Annotated in this window: 1 protein-coding gene; it reads left to right on the top strand. The window is 27.7% G+C overall.

Annotated elements, in window-relative coordinates:
- Positions 1-23 precede the first annotated feature (23 nt).
- Positions 24-285, top strand: a 262-nt coding sequence (locus KGF48_RS20030; protein WP_227868508.1) for a helix-turn-helix domain-containing protein, incomplete at its 3' end; no start/stop codon positions are given.

The raw sequence follows: 285 nt of genomic DNA, 5'->3' as shown, positions 1-285 counted from the left end.
AAATCAAGGAAAGTAGGGATAATATGCTAAGAGCATATAAATATAGATTATATCCAAATAGCGAACAAAAAGAATATTTTGCTAAAACTTTTGGATGTAGCAGACTTATATATAATCTTATGTTATCTGATAGGATTAAAGCATATGAGGAAAACAAGGACTTAGATATTAAGAAAATAAAATATCCTACACCTGCACATTACAAAAAGGAATATGAGTTCCTAAAAGAAGTTGATAGTTTAGCACTAGCAAATGAACAAATGAATTTAGATAAAGCCTACAAAA

The organism is Clostridioides sp. ZZV15-6388, assembly GCF_020657755.1.
Classification (GTDB): Bacteria; Bacillota; Clostridia; order Peptostreptococcales; family Peptostreptococcaceae; genus Clostridioides.
Note: the sequence above shows the minus strand (reverse complement) of the source record. Positions and strands in the feature narration are given on the sequence as shown.